Origin of the sequence: Kitasatospora sp. NPDC059648, from assembly GCF_042734825.1 — a bacterium.
Lineage (GTDB): Bacteria > Actinomycetota > Actinomycetes > Streptomycetales > Streptomycetaceae > Kitasatospora.
Map to the genome: position 1 here is coordinate 1 of NZ_JBHWDU010000121.1, position 17,496 is coordinate 17,496.

Consider the following 17,496-nt stretch of genomic DNA (forward strand, 5'->3'; position numbering starts at 1 on the left):
TCCCCCGCCGGCGCGCCCCACCCCCCCCCCCGGGCGCCCACCGCAACCCGCCCGCCCGGGAAGTAAGCTGACGGGGCTGACTTCCTGCCCGGGCGCGGCGCCCCGGCCCCGAGGCCCCCACCGGAACCCAACGGCCCCCACGGCCAGACGGGTTCACCGCAGCCCTGCCCGCACCCGGGCAGGGCTGCGCCCGTACGGGCGGCGCATCGCATCGCCCGCCCCGGGCGGCGCGCCGAGTGGGCCCGGGGTGCCCCCCTGTGCGCTTTGGCGGGCGCGCCGGCGGCCGACCATGCCGGGTGGGCCCGCACGCCGGCCGGCCCGCCGGAAGCCGCCCGCCCGACCGACCGCCCGCCGGGCCGTCGGGCCGCCCGACCGTCGGGAGGGCGGAAGCCGGTATGCCCCGGGGCGCCGAGTCCGCGGTGCCCTCGAAAGCCGGACCGGCCTCTATCATGGGCGCGCTCTCACGCGTGATCATCACAGAAACAGGGGGACTGCTGATGGCCGGAACCGTCGTCGTGCACGCCGAATCGCCGGTGGTGGCCCTGAGGAGGGGCTGCTACCGGGTGGTGATCGACGGGGTGCTGGTCGGCAGGGTCGGGCGGGGCGCCACCGCACGTTTCCCGGTGCCCGCCGGGACCCACACCGTCCGGATCGCCGCCGGGGACCGGACCCGCTCCAACACGGTGAGCGTCGAGGTCGCCGAGGACCGGGAATGTCTGGTGACGAGCCGGAGCACCGGCCTCAAGTACGCCCTCCTGGTGCCGCCGCTGGCGCCGGTCGCGATGGTTCCCGCGTACTACGTCTTCGCGCTCGTGCTGCTGATGGGTGCCGTCTTCTGGGCCGTTCCCGGCCTGCTGTTGCGCCTGCGGACCGTCGGCGACTGCGTCCTCCCGGGCGCGCGCACCACCGGGCGGGCCGACCCCGCGGGGGAGGAACACGGCGGGAACGGCCTGTGGTGGGAGTCGGACCGGGCCGCCGTGGGGGGCAGGTCACCGGGGCCCACGGCGACCACGACCCGCCCCTGCCGCACGACCGACCCGACGCCGCCCGGCTGGCGTTGGCTGCCGCCGGGTCCCAGGTGGTCGCGGTCCTGGGCATCGCGGCGGGCGAGGGCCCTCTGACGGTGTAGGAGTTGGACGAGGGGGTGGGGGCCGCACTGTTGGCGCGTGCGCTCGACGAACCGGCCGGCCTCACGGCCGACCTGTCGGCTCTGCCGGTCCCGGCGGGCGGGCGGGACGTGCGGCGGCCGTCTCCCGGCTGCCGTGGTGGCGCTCGTTGTCGTGTGTGTGCATGGGTGGCCGCCGGGTTCCCGCCGGTGTTCGGTGGTGATCCGGCGCGGTGGTGGGGCGGAAGGGCGGTGGGGGCAGTGGTGCGTGCGCCTGCGGGCGGTTCGGGCGGCTCTTCTCGAACAGGGCGCCGGGAGGGGGGAGTGGGGCCGGCCGGCTTCCCGCTCCCCCCTCCCGGCGCACAAGGCTCAGGACAGGCGGTCGAGGATCCACTCGACGAGGACACCGGAGACGTGGCTGTGCTCGGTGTTCTCGGTGTCGAAGGCGACGTCGTGCAGGTGGAAGCGGTCGGGGCCCTGGTCGTGGAGGTTGAGGTTCGGGTCGACGTCCCAGGTGATGGGGTCGTACGTGACGGCCGAGGCGCTGACCGCGGGGACGAAGGCGCCGCTGCGGTACTCCTCGCTGATCTTCGCCTTGATCGCGTCCGCGACCTTTCCGAAGGAGTCCAGGGTGCCGCCGGGCACCCCGTCCAGGGCCGGGACCTCGCTGGTGGTGGAGCGGCGCAGCTCCAGGCCGACGTGCATGCCGCCGATGCGCTGCTCGGTGCCCCGGTCGGGCTGGAAGCGGGCGGTGGCGCTGGCGACCAGTGCCTGCCAGTCGAAGGCGACCTCGCCGGCGGGCAGCGGGCGGCCGGTGCCGTCGCCGCGGCCGTTGGCGACGCCGAGCAGGCGGGGGCGGCGCGGGAAGTTGCCGAGGTCGGCGAGCTCGCGCACGAACTCGGTGCGCAGGTCGCTGGCGGTGGCGACCTCGCCGGAGTACTTGGCGTCCGGCACCCACGCCCACAGCAGTTGCTGGGCGGCGGGGCTGCGGATCAGGTCGGCCTGGGAGGGCTGGCCGGGCTTGGAGGGGGCAAGCTTCTCGAAGAAGTACGCCATCTGCTGGAGGACCAGCGGGATCCAGGCGCCGTTGTGCGGGGAGTCCCAGGACAGGTAGGTGCCGCTCTGGTGGTCGATGCCCTCGTTCTCCAGCTTGGCGAGGGCGTAGCGGGTGACGATGCCGCCCATGCTGACGCCGCCGACGGTCAGCGGCTCGGAGCCGACGCGTTCGGTGCAGGCCTGCTGGATCGCGGCGATCGCGGCCCGGGCATTGTGCTGGATGCGGGCGTGGCGCTCGTCGAAGCCGATCAGGACGATGTCGTAGCCGCGGGTGAGGAGCTGGTCGAAGAAGCCCGGGCGGCCGGTCTCGTACGGGGTGTTGAAGTGGGCGAAGAGGGTGGGCAGGTCGCTCTTGCCGTAGTTGAAGCCGTCGGCGAACAGGAACGGCTTCTCCAGGTGGGTGCGGCCGTTGCCGTAGTAGACGGCCGCCTCGCCGGCGGGCAGCGGCCATCGTGAACGGGTAGAGCGTGAGGGCGAGTACGGCGGCCGCGGCCGGTAGTGGGCGCCGGGCGGTGGGGCGTGGGGCGTGCGGCACCGTTCCTGGATCGGGGGGATGTGGCGTCTTTCCCCCATCGCGGCCGTCCGGGTGCCGGTTGGGTCGGTCCTGCCCGCCGACGCTGATGGGTGCGGTGGCGTTGTCGTTCCATGTGAGCGTTCCCGGCGTCGAGTGGCCCGGGGTGGTCCGTGCACCCCGCCGCGCGGCTGCCGGCGTTCTGGCCGGACGGCCGCTCTGTGCCCGCCGGGGCGCAGTGCGGCTGGTAGCCGTGGCGTGCGGCCCGCCGGCCTCGATCGGGTCAGCGGGTGAAGCGGCCGCCCAGGTAGCGGTACTCGGGGTCGTCGGCGGGCAGTTCGCCGAGTTCGGCGATCAGCTGCTGCGCGTACTGCTCGGCGTCGTCCTGCGGCTGGTAGCCGAGCGCCCGGGCCGTCGAGAGGTCCCACCAGGCGCGGGTGTTGGCGGAGATGCCGTACACCACGGTGTGGCCGCTCACCGGGCCGGTGAGCGCGGCGTGGACCAGGCGGGCGCAGTCGCCGGGGCTGAGCCAGGTGCCCAGGGCCCGGATGCTGCGCGGCTCGTCGGAGAAGGAGCCGATCCGCAGTGAGACCGTCTGCGTGCCGTGGCGGTCGGCGTACAGCGAGGCCAGGTTCTCGCCGAAGCACTTGGACAGCCCGTAGTAGGTGTCGGGCCGCTGCGGGGTGTCCACCGGCACGGCGGCGCCGTCGGCGGGCCGTTCGGTGAAGCCCACCGCGTGGTTGCTGCTGGCGTAGACGATCCGGTGCACCCCCGCTGCCCGGGCGGCCTCGAAGAGCCGGTAGGTGCCGTCGATGTTGGCGGCCAGGATGTCGGCGAACGGTGCCTCGCCCGGGATCGCGGCCAGGTGCACCACGGCGTCGACCCCCTCCATCGCCGCTGCCAGCGCCTGGGCGTCCTGGAGGTCGGCGGTCAGGGCCTGCGGCTCGCCGGGCACCGGCAGGCGGTCGAAGCAGCGCAGCCGGTACCCGTAGGCGGGCAGCGATGTGCGCAGGCTGGTGCCGATCCGGCCGGCGGCGCCGGTGAGCAGGACGAGTCGGGGCCGGTTCGCCATGTGCTGTGTCCCCCTTGGGCTTCCTCGCGGGCCCGATGCCGGCCCGGCGGCCGCATTCGGTGAATCGCGACTGTACCTGACGGATGGTCGCCGGATGGTCGTCGGCGCCGGGCGGCGGATGCCCGCCCTCTCCCGGCTGTGGCATCGCGTCCGGGCGGCGCATCGTGCATTCTCAGGGTGTCAGGAGCTTGATGGCGACTGCCTGGCGTTCGAGGTAGGACTGCCGTGTCGTGGCCTGCTGTTTGATGCCGATCGATGCGCTGATCAGTGTCTGTGCGGCGGCGGTGGCCTTGGCCCGGTCTGTATAGCTTCGCTGTTGTGACGGCTCGTGAACCCCTCCCCACGCACCGCCTCCAGCACGGCGCAGAAGGTGCTGCGGGGCGTTGACGTCACTGGTGTGCGCGTGATCGTGGTGGGGGCTTCTTGCGGGATTGGTGTTGAGGCGGCGCGCGTGTTGGCCGAGGCTGGGGCGCGGGTGATGCTTGTTGCGCGGGATCCGGCTGCTGGTGCTGCTGTCGCCGGGGCGATTGCGGGCTTGCTCGGGGGTCCGCTGCCGGGTTGTCGTTGTGGATCTCGCTGACCGGGCGTGGCGGTGTCGGCCGGCCTGCTCCGCGCGTCACCTGCGGGCGCCACGACGCCCCGTGCGGGCGGAGGGGCCCGTGCGTGCCGCGTGTTGCGGCTCGCACGGGCCCGTTGGCCCTTGGCCTAGCGGCCGGGCGCCGGCTCAGGCGGGGGTCACCGGCAGCCCAGTGGCGTGGTGACGGAGTGCGTCACGGTGTCCACCGCTACCGTCTTGTTCTCGCTGGGTATGCAGAAGTAGTAGGTGGGATGCGGCTGTTCCACGACGGGCTCGCTCAGGTACAGGGCCTTGAACGCACCGGTGTGTCCCTGTCTGACGGCCAGGTCGTGGGCCTGGCTCTCGGTGAGTGTGAACCCGGAGACGGCGCGGATCCCGATGGGGGTCTTCCACGGCTGCGTGCCCTGGTACTGCCCGTTGGTCGCGTACCGGTACTCGAAGGACTTCGCCGGGTCCTTGGCGCGGAAGTGGATCCACCAGGCCCGCACGTCCTGGGGATGGGTCGTGGGCAGCGGCAGGACGGCCTGCGCGCCGTAGAACTGCGCGTCGGGGTGCTCGTGGTGCGCCCTGTTCACGGCCTCCCGCAGGATCTGTGTGAGCGGGAGGTGGGTGGAGGGCGCCGCGCCGGCGGGCGGGGCGAGGGGCAGCAGGGCGAAGGCCGTGGCGGTGGCCGCGAGCCCGATGCGGCGGCAGGCCCGCCGAGGGCGACGGCGCGTGGGGGTGGTGGGGGTGGTGGGGGTGGTGGTCATGGTCGTCATCTCCTCCGACACGGACCAGGCCGTGGTCACGGTGGAAGCGAGTCGCGGGTTCGGGGTCGGGTTCGGTGCGGGCTGCGTTCGGGGAGCGGAGTTCCTCCGGAGCGGACGTGACGCCCGCGCCCCCGAGGATCAACGGTAGGAAGGACTTCGGGGGCCGTCGCCCGCACTGACCCGCTCAGGTGAACCCGCGCGCCCGAGCGGTGCCCGCCTGGGGTACCGGCGCGCGCTGTCCGCCGGACGGCACGACCCTTGGGGCGCCGGCCCCGCTCCGCGGCGGCGCGGCGACGTCCGTACGTCAGGCGTTGCGGGCGCCGTCACCGCCTGGTACGAGGCGGTGACGGCACGCGCACGCACCCTGGCGGTTCAGTAAAGGGCGTCCCCCATCGGCGAGCCCTCGCCCGTGATGTAGGCGCGGATCGAGGCCAGGTACTCGGTTCGGCCGATGAGCCCGCCGCCGTCGCGGTCCAGGGCGTCGAACGCCGCGTCGGCGTTGCTCGCCCGGTTGTTCAGGGCCTGGCGCAGCGCCGTGAACTGCGAGCGGTCCAGGGCGCCGTCCTGGTCGGCGTCGGCGAGGTCGAACAGGGCGCCCAGGGCGTGGCGGCAGACGTTGTCGAACTTGTCGGCGTCCACCCAGGCGACGTACTCCTCGTAGGTCATCACGCCGTCGCCGTTGGCGTCCATCGCCGCCCACGCCCGTTCGCCGGTGGCGTGTGCGGCGATCACCAGGGGGTCGTCGTGGGTGCGGCCGGTGGCCTGCCGGGCCCGTTCGATGCGCGCGAAGTAGTCGTGCCGGGAGGCGAAGCCGTCCCCGTCGGTGTCGAGCATCGCGTAGACGCGGCCCTTGGGGGTGGTGGTGAGGGCGTCGGCGGGGGCGCGCCGCGGCGCGGCCTGGGGCTGTGGCATGCCGGGTCTTCCTTCGTGTGCGGGGCGGTGGTGGTGGGAGGGGGGCGGGCCGGTCAGTGGGTCCTACGTTGTTGATGGGTTGGACGGGCCGGTCGTATGGTCCTGAGGCCCAGAGACGCCGGGTATGGCTTTCAGTGGGTTGCCCTCGATGGTTCGCCTGACCTGGCCGCCCGGCGTCTCACGACGACTCGGCCGCTGATTAGGAGCTGCGAGCCCCGCGCGGGTGCATCGCTGAGTAGGACCACGCTGGCGAGGTCGTCCGGACGAACAGTGCGCATCGAACGACCGGAGGAACAGGTGGCCCGGATCTGGGCGGGGGCGGACATCGGCAACACCCACCACCACTGCGTGGTGCTGGACGCCGAGGGCGGGCGGCTGCTGTCGCGCCGGGTGCTGAACGACGAGCCGGAACTGCTGGCCCTGCTCGCCGACGTACTCGCCCTGGACGAGGATGTGGTCTGGGCGGTGGACGTCGCGGACGGCATGGCCGCCCTGTGGATCAGCATCCTGCTGGGCCACGGCCAGCAGCTCGTCTACATACCCGGCCTGGCGGTCAACCGGGCCTCGGCCGGCTACCGGGGCACCGGCAAGACCGACGCCAAGGACGCCACCGTCATCGCCGACCAGGCCCGCATGCGCCGCGACCTCACGGTGCTGCGGCCGGACGACGAACACGCCGTCGAGCTGCGGATCCTCACCGGCCGGCGAGCAGACCTGAGCGCCGACCGTACCCGCAGGATCAACCGCCTGCGCGGTCCACTCACCGGTGTCTTCCCTGCGTTGGAGAGATCCCTCGACCTGGACAACCTGGGGCCGCTGATCCTGCTGACCGGCTACCAGACGCCCGCCGCGCTGCGGCGCGCCGGCCGCACCCGGCTGACGACCTGGCTTCGCAACCGCAAGGTTCGCGGCGCCGAGGCCCTGGCCCAGGCCGCCACGGAGGCGGCCGAGCGCCAGCACACCACCGTCCCCGGGGAGAAGATCGCCGCCCAGGGGGTCTGCGCCCTGGCCAAGGAGGTGATGGGCCTCAACGAGCAGATCGCCGAGATCGACAAGCTCATTGCGGCCCGGTTTCGCGAACACCGGCTCGCCGAGGTGATCGCGAGCATGCCTGGCATCGGTCCGCTGCTGGGCGCGGAGTTCCTGGCCGCCACCGCCGGCCACATGAGCCGGTACGGCACCTCGGACCGCCTGGCCAGCCTGGCCGGAGTCGCGCCGGTCCCGCGCGACTCCGGCCACGTCAGCGGCAACCTGCACCGCCCACGCCGCTACCACCGCGGCCTGCAACGCGTCTTCTACACCCCCGCGCTGATCAGCATCCGCAGCTGCGAGGCCTCCCGCCGCTTCTACGAGCGCAAGCGCGCCGAGGGCAAGCGCCACACCCAGGCCGTGCTCGCGCTGGCCCGCAGGCGGGTGAACGTCCTGTGGGCCCTGATTCGTGACGGACGGTGCTACCAAGGCAACCTCCCAGTCACATCAGCGGCTTGACAACAGCATTAGGAGGTCAGGCGCAGGACGAGGGTGGAGTCGAGGGTCGTCTCGCCGACCGGGCTGCCGCAGCCGGCGCCGGTGCTGGTGCCGATCGCGTCGAGGGCATCGCCCGCGAAGCGCGCGCTGTCGGCGCTGACACTGCCGGTGACGACGAGTGAGGCGGTGCCGTTGACCTTCACCACGTCCGTTTTCGTGAACCGGAGGGTGGAGGTGGTCAGGTCGGCCCAGTGGACGGTCGTGGTGGAGGTGTCCCCGTGCTCGTCGCCGGTGCACTCGGTGGCCGGCATGGTGACCGTCCGATCGAACGTGCCGGTGGCCGAGGGCGCGCCGGAGGCGTCCACGCACGAGACGGTGCCGGTCATGGCCAGGGTGTCCGGCAGCGGCAGGTTGGTGCCGCCGGGGTCGACGGCGTCGGCGAAGACACCGTGGGCGTTGAGCACGCAGGTGGCGTCGGTGACGGGCGCGACGGGCACCGGGCGGGCCGGGGCGGAGACGCCGGTGATCAGCGGGACCACGGCCAGCAGCGATGCGGCGGCGGCCAGTGAGGCGCCACGGACGGAGATCTTCATATCGGCTTCTCCCAAAGGGGGGTCGGAACGTGCGCAGGCGCGCGGACCCGTCCGGCACGCGGGCCCGCGGTGGGCGCTGCGCCCATGATCGGGGGCCGCGGCCCCGGGCGTGCTGACGGCACGCCAGGAACCGGGTGGAGCATCGTCGGGGCCGGTTCCCGGCGATGGGGCGATGAACGGGGGCGGGCCGGCCCGGGCGGGCCTGTGCCCCGCTGCGGCGCTGGGGCCGCCGCGCCTGTGGTTCGCCGCGTGCCCGTCCGTCGTGCCTGCTGCGCGGCGGTGGGCGCGGGCCCGGTCGAGGCGGGGGTCGAGGCGGGACTCGAACGGCGGGTGGAACGGCGGCGGTGAACGGGATCCCACAGAGGCCCGCGCGGCCGGGTCCCGGGTCTCGAACACCAGGTGCCCGCCGGGCCGCAGCGCCTTTCGGGCGCCGCGCAGCGTGCGCCGCCAGGCCCGCGGTTCGACGATCGCCTGGGCGACGTTCGCGGTCATCGTCGCCAGGTCCACTCGCAGCGGCGGCAGGGCCGACGCGTCGCCGAGGATCCAGCGCACCCGCTCGCCGTGCGGCTTGGCCCGGGCCACCTCGATCGACGCCCCGGCCGGATCGACCCCGACCACCTCGATCCCGCGCTCGGCCAGCATCAGCGCGAAGACCCCGGTGCCGCAGCCGATGTCCAGCACCCGGCGCGCCCCCAACTCCTGTGCCAGACGCAGGTAGGCGTCCAGATCGCCGCGGTCGGGGTCGAGCGGGTCGTAGAGCGCGGCGAGCCGCGGATGCGCGTAGCACCGGTCAGCCATGCCACCGAACGTACTGCCCGCCCGGGCCGTGCGGCCAACGGGTTTGCCGGGGGCTGCGGCGGCGCCCGACTTCCTTTCTGACGTCGCCAGTTCGAGGGATTGCGGTATCCGGCCCGGCGCCGACACGATCCTGCGCAGGGACACGACACAGAAAGGCGTCCGTGCGCCGTCAGATCACCGGGGCCCTCATGCCGGCCGCCGCCGGGACGTTCGCGCTCGCCGCACCCGCCGAGGCGGCGGCCGGGGTGCTGGCGGTGAACGGCGTGCCCCACGGCAACCCCCAGCGGGGCTGCTACCCGACCTCCTCGCCGGTCCTTGTCCACAACCGCACCGACACGACGGTCCTTGTGCACGCCGAGGCCACCTGCCAGGGCCCGGTGACCGCGCAGGTGGAACCCGGCCAGTGCGCCAGGACCTTGGGGGCCGGCTACGTCGTGTTCTGAGCGGCCGGCTGGCCCCGCACCCGCGCCGCTCTGCCGACGGCGAAGCCCGGCCCCGCCGGGCCCGGCCGCCGCTACAGTCCGAACCCATGGAACCCGTCACCACCCGCACCGTCGAGTACCCCGCTGACGGCCTCACCATGGTGGGGCACCTCGCCCTGCCCGCCGGCACCGGCCGCGGGCCCGCCGTCCTGATCGGGCCCGAGGGCACCGGCCTGAACGACTTCCAGCGCCGCCGGGCCGACGCCCTCGCCGAACTCGGCTACACGGCCCTGGCTTTCGACCTCCACGGCGGACGCTGGTTCACCGACCCGAAGGACATGCTGGAGCGCTGCCTGCCCCTGCTCGCCGACCCCGACCGGCTGCGCGGCATCGGTCACGCCGCGCTCGACGTGCTGCGCGTCCAGCCGCGCACCGACCCCGGGCGCATCGCCGCCGTCGGCTACGGCACCGGCGGCGCCGTCGTCCTCGAACTCGGGCGCGACGGAGCCGACTTGAAGGCGATCGGCACCGTCAACGCCCTGACCACCGGGCGTCCCGGCGAGGCGGCGAACATCCGCTGCCCGGTGTGGGCGGGCGTAGGATCCGAGGACCCGATCATGCCCGCCGCCCAGCGGGACGCCTTCGCCGCCGAGATGCAGGCCGCCGGCGTCGACTGGCGCCTGAGCGTCTACGGTGGCGCCCGGCACGCCTTCCACCACCCGCCCGTCGACCAGGTCGTCGTGCCCGGCGTCGCCCACCACCCGCGGCACGCCGAGCGCGCCTGGCGCGACGTCCTCGCCCTGCTCGCCGAATGCCTGCCCGCGGCGACCGGTTGACCTTCGCCGACCGCCGGGTGCGGGAGGCGGAGGGCGCGGCGGGGGCCGTCGCGGGGATCCTGGCCGGCCTGCCCGACGACGCCCTCCCCGCGGCCCCCGGCAGGGCCTGGCGGGTCAGTTCGGCGTTCGCCCGCCCCGTGATCAGGGTCAGCACCCGCCCGGCGACGGCGAGATCCTCGGCCGGGATGCCGTCGTAGAGGCGGACGGAGATGACGGCGGTCTCGGCCGTGGTGCGCTCGTACAGCGCGCGACCGCTGCTGGTGAGCCGCAGCAGTTCGCTGTGCGCCTCCAGCAGCCGTGCGGCGGTCAGCACCACCGCCTCGTCGGCGTGGAGTCCGCGTTGGCGCCCGCTACTGAGGAGCTGGTCGAGCTGAGGGTTGGTCAGGTCAGCGGCTGCGGTTACTGCGTCGACGTGCACGGCAAGGACGCCGTGCACGCGGGCGAGGAGGCGACGCGGCTGAACCTGGTGGCGGCCTGGCGCGAGGCCATCGTCTTCGCCGACGCCGAGCGGGCGGCCCTCGCCCTGGCGGAGGAGGGCACCGGGCTCGCGGATGCGGCGGGCGGGGTGGGCGATGAGGTGTGGGAGAGGGCGGGGGAGCGCGACGACGAGGAGCAACTCGCCGCTCTGGTGGGCCTGATCGCGGTGATCAACGCCTTCAACCGCGTCAACGTCCTCACCCGCCGCCCCGCCGGCGGCTACCGGGCCGGACAGCACGCGGCCCGGTGAACCCGTGTCTCGTGGGCCGGTGTCTGGTGGGCCGGTGTCTGGTGGGCCGGTGTCTGGTGGGCCGGTGTCTGGTGGGCCGGTGTCTTGTGAACTCGCTCCGTTCGTAAGGAGAAACGTCGTGAACCTCGCATTGTGGATCGTCACCGCCCTGCTGGCCGCTGTCTATCTGTTCGGCGGCGCTTTCAAGGTGCTCGTGCCGAAGGAGAGGATCGCTGCCGCCGGGCGCAGCGGGCGCTGGGTCGAGGACTTCGGCGCCGGTGGGGTGAAGGCGATCGGCGCGGTGGAGGTGTTGGCTGCGCTCGGGCTCGTGCTGCCCGCTGTGCTCGGCATCGGGCGGGTTTTCGTGCCGTTGGCCGCGCTCGGGCTGGTGCTGCTGATGGCCGGCGCGGCGGCGGTGCGCCTGCGGCGCCGGGAGTACGGTCTTGTGGCGGTCGAGGTGCTCTACGTCCTGCTGGCCGCGTTCGTGCTCTGGGGGCGTCTGGGTCCGGAGTCGTACCTGCGGTGATCGTTCGGGCTGGTGTCCCCGCTCCGGTCCCGACGCTCCTTTGGCACGGGGCCGTTGCACGCCTGGGCCGCTTTGGCGGGCATGCGGGGGCGGGGGCAGGGGCAGGGGCGCGGGCGTGGCGGCGGTGGTGCCGGCGCACCGGCGGGTGGCGGCCTGCACGGGGCAGGGCGGCGGCGCCACGGACGCGGCGCTGACCGGGGGCCGGCTGCTGCCGGTGTCGATGGTGAACGGGGCGGTGCTGTCCGAGCCCGCCCCGCAGCCGGCGCAGTGGATCGTGGGGGAGCTGTCCGGACCCGGCGCGTACCGGGACGGGTGTGCGGTGGCGACCCGCGCTGACATGCTCGTGTTCGATGGCGAGGCCGCCATCGCACCTACGCGGCCGTGGTGCGGCCGGGGGAGGGCCTGCGGGTGCGCCGTGGCCGGGACCGGCCACGGCGCGGGCGGCGGGACGTGCGTCTCCTGCACCCCGTTCGACGGCCCCACCCGCGGGCACTGGTCGGCCTGGCCGGGGGTGTCCTTCGTCACCGTCTCGCCCGGCGACGCGGGGACGGTGGTGGTGGAGGGCGACGACGGCCACCTCTACGGGCCGCCGCACCGGCGGGGTGGGCACTTTGGCGGCGGCCGCGAGGCCGCCTTCGTCCCGTACGCCTACCCGGGCCCGCTCTCGTCGCCGGGCCCGCTCCCGTCGCCTGGCCCGCTCCTGCCGCCCGGCTGTGCCCCTGCGCCCCCGGCGGCGACTGCCGCCCGGCCGCGGTGGACCGCTGACCCGTTCGGCCCGGCCGGCCGGTACTGCTCTCGTATCCCGGGGCGCGTGCCCGTGGGGGGTGAGGGCGAGCGCCGGGCATCCCCGGGTGTGCCTGTGCGCTGCAGGGCCTCGGGCGCTATGGGGCCCGGGGGGCCGGTACTGCTCTCGTATCCCGGGGCGCGTGCCCGTGGGGGTGAGGGCGAGCGCCGGGCATCCCCGGGTGTGCCTGTGCGCTGCAGGGCCCTGTGGCGGCCGGGGCCCGGTGGGCCGGTACTGCTCTCGTATCCCGGGGCGCGTGCCCGTGGGGGGGTGAGGGCGAGCGCCGGGCGCCCCGGCCGGTTGTGCCTGTGCGCTGCAGGGCCTCGGGCGCTACGGGGCCCGGGGGGCCGCTACTGCTCTCGTATCCCGGGGCGCGTGCCCGTGGGGGGTGAGGGCGAGCGCCGGGCGTCCCCGGGGCGGGCGGGGCCTGGGTGCGGGCGCCCTGGGGTGCGGGCGTCGTCGGGGCGGGGTGGGTGGTATGCCTCCGGGGCGCCGGCGCCGGCGCCGGTGGAGTGGCCCGTGGTGGGCGGGCGGGTGCGTGAGGGCACCCGTCCGGGTGAGAGCGGGCTGTGGAAGGCGATCCGGTCGTCGCGGGCCGGCGAGTGCCGGGCGCGGTAGGCGCTCCAGGGCAGGGCCGCCACGGTCTTGCGCCGTGCTGGGCGGCGCTTGCGCCGGCCCGGGCGGGTACGGGCTCCACCGTCCGGACGGCCCCCGTACAGGTAGCAGGCGAAGCGTGCGGCGTGCAGGTTGGATCCGTGAGCCGCGGACCGGATGAGCGGCTCGCCCGGCGCTGGGCCCGCCGCTTCCCCCTGCGGGGGCGTCGGGCGCCGCGCCGGATGGTTTCCCGTCACCGTGGCCGCAAAGGGGGCTCGCTGCGGTCCCGCCGTATTCACAGCGAATATCCGCAGGGGAAAAGGACGGCGGCAGAGTCCCGCCCACGCGTGCGAGCGGCGTGAACGGGTCGATGATCCGACCAGAACCCCCCGATTCGGTAGTCGACCCCTCACTACCGGTACCGTTCCGGACGCCATGGTGTTCATCACTGTCCCTCCTGCCGTCACGCTCCTCAGGCTTGTCCCGATGACCCTTCACCAGCGAAAACGTTCGAGAAACACCGAAACGACATTCGAAACGCACGGCGGCCGTCGAATACGGCATCGATGATGAGAATTTCCTTTGACCGCACCTTCGCTGCATCCAGCCGACTCCCAGTGGAGTCATGGTGAGTGGGCGCGCCCACCAGGTGACGACCGCGTCACCGCCCGTAGCAAGCGATACGCGCCCCCCAGGAACACGGAGCCGAGGAACCCACCCCCATGGACGCACGCCACGACACGGCCGGCCCAGGCACGCTGCACCGCCCCCATCCGGGGCTCGCCGCAGGCTGGCCGGTGGCCCAGCCCGCCAACCCCCGAAGCCTGCTCGACGTCATCGCGACCACGGCCGACGCGCACCCGCACGCACCCGCGCTCGACACCGGTGACACCGTCCTGGACTACCGCGCCCTGATGCACGAGGTCGACGCCCTCGCCGGCGTCCTGGCAGGCCACGGCATCGGCACCGGCGACCGGGTCGGGGTCCGTATCCCCTCCGGCACCGCCGACCTGTACGTCTGCGTCCTGGCGGTGCTGCGCTGCGGCGCCGCCTACGTGCCGGTGGACGCCGACGACCCCGACGAACGCGCCGACATGATCTGGCAGGACGCCCAGGTCTGCGCGGTCCTGGGCGCCGGACGCCGTCTCTTCGCCGGCCCCGCCGCCCGCCCCTCGGGCCGCCCCGCCTGGCCCCGCCCGGCCGACGACGCGTGGATCATCTTCACCTCCGGCACCACCGGCCGCCCCAAGGGCGTGGCCGTCACCCACCGCAGCGCCGCCGCGTTCGTCGACGCCGAGGCCCGCCTCTTCCTGCGCCAGCACCCGCTGGGCCCCGGCGACCGCGTCCTGGCAGGCCTGTCGGTGGCCTTCGACGCCTCCTGCGAGGAGATGTGGCTGGCCTGGCGCCACGGCGCCTGCCTCGTCCCCGCCCCCCGCTCCCTGGTCAAGGCCGGCACCGACCTGGGCCCCTGGCTGGTCGAGCGCCGCATCACCGCGATCTCCACCGTCCCCACCCTGCTCGCCCTGTGGCCCCAGGAGTGCCTGGAGCGGGTGCGCCTGATCATCGTCGGCGGCGAGGCCTGCCCGGCCGAACTCGTCGAACGCCTGGCCGTGCCCGGCCGCGAGTTCTGGAACACCTACGGCCCCACCGAGACCACCGTGGTGGCCACCGCCGCCCGCATGCTGCCCGGCCAGCCCGTGCGCATCGGCGCCCCGCTGGACGGCTGGGAGATCGCCGTCGTCGACCAGGCCGGCAACCCCGTGCCCTGGTACGAGAGCGGTGAACTGCTCATCAGCGGCGTCGGCACCGCCCGCTACCTCGACCCCGCCAAGGACGCCGAGAAGTACAGCCCCCACCCCGCGATCGCCTCCCCGCGCGTCTACCGCAGCGGCGACCTGGTCCGCAACGACCCCGAGGGCCTGATCTTCCTCGGCCGCGCCGACGACCAGGTCAAACTCGGCGGGCGCCGCATCGAACTCGGCGAGATCGACGCCGCTCTCCAGGCCCTGCCCGGCATCCGCGCCGCGGCCGCCGCCGTGCGCAAGACCCCGGCCGGCGCCGACCTGCTGGTCGGCTACCTCGTCACCCAGCCCGGCACCGGCCCCGACCTCGCCGACGCCCGCCGGCAACTGCTCGAACGCCTGCCCGCCCCCCTGGTGCCCGTGCTCGCCGTCGTCGACTCCCTGCCCACCAAGACCTCCGGCAAGGTCGACCGAGGCGCCCTGCCCTGGCCGCTGGCCACCACCGGCGCCACCCCCGCGCGGCCCGCCGAGGAACTGGACGCCACCACCGCCTGGCTCGCCGGCCACTGGGAACGCCTGCTCGGCACGGCCCCCGGCCGCGCCGACGACTTCTTCGCCCTCGGCGGCTCCAGCCTCACCGCCGCCCGCCTGGTCTCCGAACTGCGCGCCCGCCACAGCGGCGTCTCCGTCGCCGACCTCTACGCCCACCCGGTGCTCGGCGACCTCGCCCACTACCTCGACTCCCTCGCCCCGGCCCCCCGGGCCGCGACCGCGCCAGGGCCCCAAACCGCCGCGCCCGCCCGACCCCCACGACCGGTGCGCCCCACCCCGCGCAGCGCCGCCCTGTGGCAGACCCTCATGCTGCTCGCCATGTTCGCCCTCGCCGGACTGCGCTGGGTGATCGTCCTGATCGCCGTCGACAACCTGCTGGGCACCCACCTGCCGTGGGCCCCCCACACCTCCTGGTGGCCCGTCGCCGCAGGCGCGGCCGCCTTCTACAGCGCCCCCGGCCGCACCCTGCTCGCCGCCGCCGGAGCCCGCCTGATCACCGCCGGCATCCGCCCCGGCAGCCACCCCCGCGGCGGCCACGTCCACCTGAGGCTGTGGGCCGCCGAACGCTACACCGCCATGTTCGCCACCGGCTCCCTGTCCGGCACCCCCTGGGCCCCGCGCTACGCCCGCATGCTCGGCTGCCGCGTCGGGCGCGGCGTCCAACTGCACACCGCGCCCCCGGTCACCGGACTGGCCCGCATCGGCCCCGGCGCCTGCCTCGAACCCGAGGTCGACATCGCCGGCTGGTGGCTCGACGGCGACACCCTCCAACTCGGCCGCATCGACATCGGCGAAGGCGCCAGCATCGGCCACCGCGCCACCCTCATGCCCGGCGCCCGCATCGGCGCCGGAGCCCGGATCGCCCCCGGCACCTGCGTCACCGCCACCGTCCCGCCCGGCGAACACTGGCACGGCTCCCCGGCCCGCCCCTCCACCGAGACCCGCACCCCCTGGCCCGCCGGCCCCTCCCGCCCCCGACGGATCTGGAACGCCGCCTACGGCCCCGCCCTCGTGCTCTTCGGCCTCGTCCCCGTCGCCTCCGCCCTGCCCGCACTCTTCCTCGCCTACCCGCTGGTCGCCACCGAGCCCACCCTGGGCGCCGCCCTGCTGCGCCTGCTGCCGCTGACCGTGCCGCTCGCCGTGCTGACCGTCATCTGCCACGCCACGCTGATAGCCCTGCTGATCCGCCTGTTCTCCCTGCCGCTGCGCCCCGGCTTCCACCCGGCCACCGGCCGCGTCGCGTTCTGCGCCTGGGCCGCCTCCGGCCTGAGCGACAGCGCCCGGCGCACCCTGTTCCCCCTCTACGCCAGCCTCTTCACCCCGGTGTGGCTGCGCCTGCTCGGCGCGAGGATCGGCCACCGGGTGGAGGCCTCCACCGTGCTCGCCCTGCCCACCCTGATGCGGGTCGACGACGGCGCCTTCCTCGCCGACGACACCCTCGTCGCCCCCTACGAGCTGCGCGGTGGCTGGCTGCACCTGGGCCGCTCCCACGTGGGACGCCGCTCCTTCGTCGGCAACTCCGGCATCGTCGGCCCCGGCCGCTCGCTGCCCGGCAACTGCCTGGTCGGCGTGCTCTCCGACACCCCCGCCCACGCCCCCGAGGGCTCCTCCTGGCTGGGCCGGCCCGCCTTCGCCCTGCCCCGGGTGGCCGAAGGAGGCGGCGAGGCCCGCACCTACGACCCGCCCAAGCGCCTGGTGTGGGCGCGCGCCGGCGTCGAGGTCTGCCGGATCGTCCCGGTGGTCATCGCCGCCCTGCTCGCCGACCTGGTCTTCGCCGCCCTGCAGGCGATCCGCGACGGCTACGGGCTGGGCGCGGCCTTGGGCGCCGCCGGCCCGGTGCTGGTCGCCGCCGCGATCGCCGCCTGCACCATCGCCACCCTCGCCAAGTGGCTGCTGGTGGGCCGCTTCCGGGTCGCCGAGCACCCGCTGTGGTCGTCCTTCGTCTGGCGCAACGAGCTCTACGACACCTTCGTCGAGGAACTCGCCATGCCCTTCGGCGGCGCCGCCATGACCGGCACCCCCTACCTGAACCTGTGGCTGCGCAGCCTCGGCGCCAGGATCGGGCGCGGCGTGTGGTGCGAGACCCACTGGCTGCCCGAGAGCGACCTGGTCACCGTCGAGGCGGGCGCCAGCGTCAACCGCGGCACCGTGCTGCAGACCCACCTGTTCCACGACCGGGTGATGCGCCTGGGCCCCGTCCACCTGGGCGCCGGCTCCACCACCGGGCCGCACTCCATCGTGCTGCTCAACTCCTCCCTCGGCGCCCGCACCACGGTCGGCCCCGCCTCCCTGGTCATGCGCGGCGAGAACGTCCCCGGCGACACCCGCTGGCTCGGCAACCCCGTCGCCGCCTGGAACGCCGACCCCACCCCGCCCCCCGGCCGCCGCGCCACCCGCGCCACCCGCGCCACCCGTGCCCGGCGCAGGAGCGCCGTGACGTAGTCCGCCCCGGGCAGCCGGCCGGCGGTGCGCTCACGGTCCCACCCGTGAGCGC

General features: G+C 74.7%; 13 protein-coding genes and 1 pseudogene. 9 read left to right on the forward strand and 5 right to left on the reverse strand.

Going from position 1 to position 17,496, the window contains the following annotated elements; all coding sequences use genetic code 11:
• Positions 1–497 precede the first annotated feature (497 nt).
• A complete protein-coding gene (locus ACFV1W_RS37340) occupies positions 498–1,121 on the forward strand; it encodes a hypothetical protein (RefSeq protein WP_380421740.1) in 624 nt (207 codons plus the stop codon).
• A 353-nt stretch (positions 1,122–1,474) separates the two neighbouring features.
• Here ACFV1W_RS37340 and ACFV1W_RS37345 read toward each other — a convergent pair whose 3' ends face one another.
• Both ACFV1W_RS37345 and ACFV1W_RS37350 read right to left on the reverse strand, forming a co-directional pair.
• The gene (locus ACFV1W_RS37345; protein WP_380421741.1) at positions 1,475–2,734 is read right to left on the reverse strand and encodes a hypothetical protein; all 1,260 of its coding nucleotides are present in this window, start codon (positions 2,732–2,734) and stop codon (positions 1,475–1,477) included.
• A gap of 221 nt (positions 2,735–2,955) precedes the next feature.
• Positions 2,956–3,744 (reverse strand): NAD-dependent epimerase/dehydratase family protein, encoded by a 789-nt coding sequence (locus tag ACFV1W_RS37350; protein ID WP_380421742.1) that lies wholly within the window; start codon positions 3,742–3,744, stop codon positions 2,956–2,958.
• 451 nt (positions 3,745–4,195) lie between these two features.
• Between ACFV1W_RS37350 and ACFV1W_RS37355 the strand changes: the two genes are divergently transcribed.
• Positions 4,196–4,324, forward strand: coding sequence for a hypothetical protein (locus tag ACFV1W_RS37355; protein WP_380421751.1), 129 nt, complete (start codon positions 4,196–4,198; stop codon positions 4,322–4,324).
• A 155-nt stretch (positions 4,325–4,479) separates the two neighbouring features.
• On the opposite strand, the gene ACFV1W_RS37360 is transcribed toward ACFV1W_RS37355, so the two are convergent.
• Positions 4,480–5,070, reverse strand: a complete 591-nt coding sequence (locus ACFV1W_RS37360) for a hypothetical protein (protein ID WP_380421743.1) — start codon at positions 5,068–5,070, stop codon at positions 4,480–4,482.
• A 372-nt stretch (positions 5,071–5,442) separates the two neighbouring features.
• A complete protein-coding gene (locus tag ACFV1W_RS37365) occupies positions 5,443–5,982 on the reverse strand; it encodes an EF-hand domain-containing protein (RefSeq protein ID WP_380421744.1) in 540 nt (179 codons plus the stop codon).
• 297 nt (positions 5,983–6,279) lie between these two features.
• Between ACFV1W_RS37365 and ACFV1W_RS37370 the strand changes: the two genes are divergently transcribed.
• The gene (locus tag ACFV1W_RS37370; RefSeq protein WP_380421752.1) at positions 6,280–7,470 is read left to right on the forward strand and encodes an IS110 family transposase; all 1,191 of its coding nucleotides are present in this window, start codon (positions 6,280–6,282) and stop codon (positions 7,468–7,470) included.
• Positions 7,471–8,405: 935 nt separating this feature from the next.
• On the opposite strand, the pseudogene ACFV1W_RS37375 reads toward ACFV1W_RS37370, so the two are convergent.
• Positions 8,406–8,840 (reverse strand): annotated as a pseudogene (locus ACFV1W_RS37375) (class I SAM-dependent methyltransferase); the annotation flags it as partial.
• 161 nt (positions 8,841–9,001) lie between these two features.
• Between ACFV1W_RS37375 and ACFV1W_RS37380 the strand changes: the two are divergent.
• The 6 genes from ACFV1W_RS37380 to ACFV1W_RS37405 all read left to right on the forward strand — a co-directional run bounded on the left by ACFV1W_RS37380 (position 9,002) and on the right by ACFV1W_RS37405 (position 17,444).
• Positions 9,002–9,283 carry a hypothetical protein gene (locus tag ACFV1W_RS37380; RefSeq protein WP_380421745.1) on the forward strand — a complete coding sequence of 94 codons (282 nt, stop codon included), beginning with the start codon at positions 9,002–9,004 and terminating at the stop codon, positions 9,281–9,283.
• Between the two features lie 86 nt (positions 9,284–9,369).
• Positions 9,370–10,098 carry a dienelactone hydrolase family protein gene (locus tag ACFV1W_RS37385; RefSeq protein WP_380421746.1) on the forward strand — a complete coding sequence of 243 codons (729 nt, stop codon included), beginning with the start codon at positions 9,370–9,372 and terminating at the stop codon, positions 10,096–10,098.
• Positions 10,074–10,295, forward strand: coding sequence for a hypothetical protein (locus ACFV1W_RS37390; protein ID WP_380421747.1), 222 nt, complete (start codon positions 10,074–10,076; stop codon positions 10,293–10,295). The genes ACFV1W_RS37385 and ACFV1W_RS37390 overlap by 25 nt, the downstream gene beginning before the upstream one ends.
• Positions 10,296–10,378: 83 nt before the next feature.
• Positions 10,379–10,825 (forward strand): carboxymuconolactone decarboxylase family protein, encoded by a 447-nt coding sequence (locus ACFV1W_RS37395; RefSeq protein WP_380421748.1) that lies wholly within the window; start codon positions 10,379–10,381, stop codon positions 10,823–10,825.
• Between the two features lie 118 nt (positions 10,826–10,943).
• Positions 10,944–11,330: a DoxX family protein gene (locus ACFV1W_RS37400; RefSeq protein WP_380421749.1), complete on the forward strand. Its 387-nt coding sequence runs from the start codon at positions 10,944–10,946 to the stop codon at positions 11,328–11,330.
• 2,100 nt (positions 11,331–13,430) lie between these two features.
• Positions 13,431–17,444, forward strand: coding sequence for a Pls/PosA family non-ribosomal peptide synthetase (locus ACFV1W_RS37405; RefSeq protein WP_380421750.1), 4,014 nt, complete (start codon positions 13,431–13,433; stop codon positions 17,442–17,444).
• The last annotated feature ends 52 nt before the right edge of the window (positions 17,445–17,496 follow it).